Source organism: Flavobacterium sp. UBA5153, from assembly GCA_002413745.1.
GTDB lineage: Bacteria > Bacteroidota > Bacteroidia > Flavobacteriales > Flavobacteriaceae > Flavobacterium.
Genome location: DHXP01000075.1, coordinates 1 through 3695 on the forward strand (window position 1 = coordinate 1; position 3695 = coordinate 3695).

3 protein-coding genes are annotated in these 3695 nt (G+C 37.7%); all 3 read left to right on the forward strand.

Going from position 1 to position 3695, the window contains the following annotated elements; all coding sequences use genetic code 11:
* The first annotated feature begins 237 nt into the window (after window positions 1-237).
* Entirely contained in the window at window positions 238-765 is a 528-nt protein-coding gene (locus tag B2145_RS16075) for a hypothetical protein (RefSeq protein WP_291104549.1), read from the forward strand.
* A gap of 4 nt (window positions 766-769) precedes the next feature.
* Window positions 770-931 (forward strand): hypothetical protein, encoded by a 162-nt coding sequence (locus tag B2145_RS16080; protein ID WP_291104551.1) that lies wholly within the window; start codon window positions 770-772, stop codon window positions 929-931.
* A 379-nt stretch (window positions 932-1310) separates the two neighbouring features.
* Window positions 1311-3617, forward strand: a complete 2307-nt coding sequence (locus tag B2145_RS16085; RefSeq protein ID WP_291104554.1) for a type IA DNA topoisomerase — start codon at window positions 1311-1313, stop codon at window positions 3615-3617.
* Window positions 3618-3695 lie beyond the last annotated feature (78 nt).

Here is a 3695-nt window from a genome sequence, read left to right on the forward strand (position 1 = left end):
GATTAATCGAATTCAGGTTATTACTTTTTCTTGTAGCAAAAATGAAGAAAAAGTAATAACACCCGCTCTGCGAAGTATGATAAGTCGTAACAGCAAAACATAATCGTGATTGCTCGGCGAAATGTTTCCAAACCACTTGCAAAACCAAGACGTTGTGAGTCAGTATTTTTGGAGCTAAAAAACCAAATCTTTAAGGTTATATTCTAATAAAATCTAAATATTTTGTACTTTTGAATTATGAGTAATAAAATTCAAATAGAGCAGCGTTTTATAATTGACAAATTAACTGATTCAATTTTAAATAGAATTTCTGGCGATAGTTTTCAAACCGAAGTTAGTCGAATGACAAGTAATGATTTGAAAACTGTAACAAAGAAAAATGGGTGGAATTTTGATTGGAAATCTGAATTTAATGACTTACAAAAAGAAGTCTATAAATTAACCATAATTAATAATTCAACTATAATTCAAGGACTTTTGAGTTTGACAATCGAACAAGATCATATTTATATGAATCTATTAGAAAGTTCCCCTTTCAATATTGGAAAAAACAAACTCTATGAAGGAGTTGCTGGAAATTTAGTTGCTTTTGCTTGTAAAGTTTCTTTTCAAAAAGGATATGATGGATTTGTTGCTTTTACAGCTAAAACAAATTTAATTAAACATTACGAAGAAAGTTTAGGTGCATTTCATTTTAAAAATCAAAGAATGATAATTGAAACAGAATCTTCAAAAAACTTAGTGAAAAAATATTTTAAATCTTAAAGATATGAATTTAATAAAAGAACCAAAAGGTGTTGACTTCATTATACAAAGTCCTCCTTTAACAGAGCAAGAGAGAAAAGAAATTAGCGAATTTATAGCCAGTAAAAAAGCTAAAAAAAACAGTAAACAAAAAGTTTCTAAAACAGAAACTAAAGTTAAACAATAAAATATCAACCCAGCTCCCCCGCTAGTGCGAGCGTCCCGCTCGTGAACACAAACAAAAGTAAATACATTATAAATTGTAATTGGCACGAGCGGGACGCTCGCGCTAGCCTTTACTAGAAAAATTTGTTTCCAAGATTTTATGATTTTTTTTCTTTTATCATTATGAAAATAAAACGAAATCTTTAGCCCTGATGGAAGCGGCATCCTCGTAGCGAAGCGAAGAGATACAGCGTATAGCAGGACGATTGGTTCTTGAAGACACCAATATTTCTGCTCCTAAAAAAACTTCAACTTGTCTAGCCGTTCACAACTCCTAAAGATTTCATTTCGATACCAATTTCTAAATTCCTACTTTGCAGCTTCAAAATTAGAAGGAAAAAATGAAGGTCTGTATTGCCGAGAAACCAAGTGTAGCCCGCGAAATCGCATCCGTTTTAGGTGCCAATACCAAACGGGATGGGTATTACGAAGGCAACGGCTATGTCGTAACCTACACTTTTGGCCATTTATGCACCTTGAAAGAACCTAACGATTACAAACCCCATTGGAAAAGTTGGGATTTGAACAACCTGCCCATGCTTCCCGAAAAATTTGAAACCAAAGTGGTGCAAAATTCGGGCATTCAAAAGCAATTTAAAATCATAAAAAGTTTATTCGACAAAGCGACCTTGGTCATCAACTGCGGGGATGCGGGACAAGAAGGAGAACTCATTCAGCGCTGGGTGATGAACGAAGCTAATTATAAAGGCGAGGTAAAACGCTTGTGGATTTCGTCCCTAACCACCGAAGCCATCAAAGAGGGTTTCGAAAACTTAAAACCATCTGCCAACTACGATAATTTATACTACGCCGGTTTTTCGAGAGCCATTGGCGACTGGTTACTGGGTATGAATGCCACGCGTTTGTACACCGTAAAACACGGTGGCTACAAACAAGTATTGTCTATTGGTCGGGTGCAAACCCCAACATTGGCAATGGTTGTGGACCGATTTAAGGAAATCGAAAACTTCAAACCGCAACCGTATTGGGAGTTGCAAACCTTATATCGAGAAACGCTTTTCAGCTATGAGGAAGGACGTTTTTTGAAAAAGGAAGACGGCGAAATTTTGTCGAATAAAGTCAAGGAAAGTGAATTCGAAATTGTCTCCGTCGAAAAGAAAAACGGCAATGAGTTTGCGCCTAAACTTTTTGATTTAACCGGCTTACAAGTGTATTGCAATACAAAATTTAGCTTTACGGCAGATGAAACGCTTAAAATAGTACAAACTTTATACGAACAAAAAGTAGTCACCTACCCAAGAGTTGACACCACATTTTTGCCCAATGACGTTTATCCGAAAGTGGCGGGTATTTTGCAAAAATTAACCAATTACGCTGCATTGACGCAACCGCTTTTAGAAAAAAAGATTAAAAAATCTCCCAAGGTTTTCAACGATAAAAAAGTTACCGATCACCACGCGATAATTCCAACGGGGATTCAAAGCAATTTGCAATACAATCAGCAGCAAGTGTATGACATAATTACACGCCGTTTTATTGCGGTTTTTTATGACGATTGTTTGGTCGCCAATACGACAGTAATGGGAAAAGCTGCCGAAGTACTCTTCAAAACCACGGGAAAAGAAATCTTGAAAAAAGGCTTTCGCGTCGTTTTTGATACTTCGTCTCCGCTCAGTACAAACGCCAAAGAAAAAGAAGCCGATATTTTGCCAAGTTTTGTTGTGGGCGAAAAAGGTCCGCACGAACCCTCGTTCTTGGAAAAGGAAACCAAACCACCCAACCAGTTTACGGAAGCTACCTTATTGCGTGCTATGGAAACCGCAGGAAAACAAGTGGACGACGAGGATTTGCGCGAATTGATGAAAGAAAACGGCATTGGGCGTCCATCCACGCGAGCCAATATTATTGAAACCCTTTTTAGACGCCAATACATTGTTAGAAACAAAAAACAGGTATTGCCAACACCAACGGGAATTCAGCTGATTGACACCATTCAAAATGATTTGGTCAAGTCGGCAGAACTTACTGGTTCCTGGGAAAAGCAGTTGAAAGATATTGAAAAAGGAACCTTTACCGCTGCGGCGTTTATCAAGAACATGAAACACATGGTCGAGGAATTGGTCTATGAAGTGCGAAGAGAAACCAGAGGCGCCAATATTTCGCATGCAGGAAGTGTTCAAAAACAAGAAGCTGTTGTCGAGAAAAAGAAAGCGGAAGGAATTTTGGCTGAAGTTTGTCCGAAATGCAAAAAAGCGACGCTTATCAAAGGAAAATCCGCTTATGGCTGTGGCGATTACAAAGCCGGTTGTCGTTTTGTATTGCCCTATACTTTTGCAGCCAAAAAAATATCGGAGAATCAATACTTGCGATTACTCCAAAAAGGATCGACCGTGAACTTGAAAGATTTCAAAACCGATGCCGGCAGCGTGGAAGGTTTGCTTCGCTTTGATGAAAATTTCGAACTTAAATTAGAAGAGAAGAAAATAGCCGTGAAAGTAATCTCGGATGTATTGGCCTGTCCCAAATGCAAAAAAGGAACAGTGCTCAAGGGAAACACCGCTTATGGTTGCAGCGCCTATCAATCGGGTTGCGATTTTAAAGTGCCTTTTGACGTGGTTCGGGCAAAACTAAAAGACCAGAAACCAACCAAAGAATTGGTTTATGCCATTTTGAAAGAAAGTAGCTAAGAACAGTCATCAATTTATATTTTTTTAAACGCATAGAAACATAGCTATTATTAATTTTATAGGTATAAGCGTTTAGGT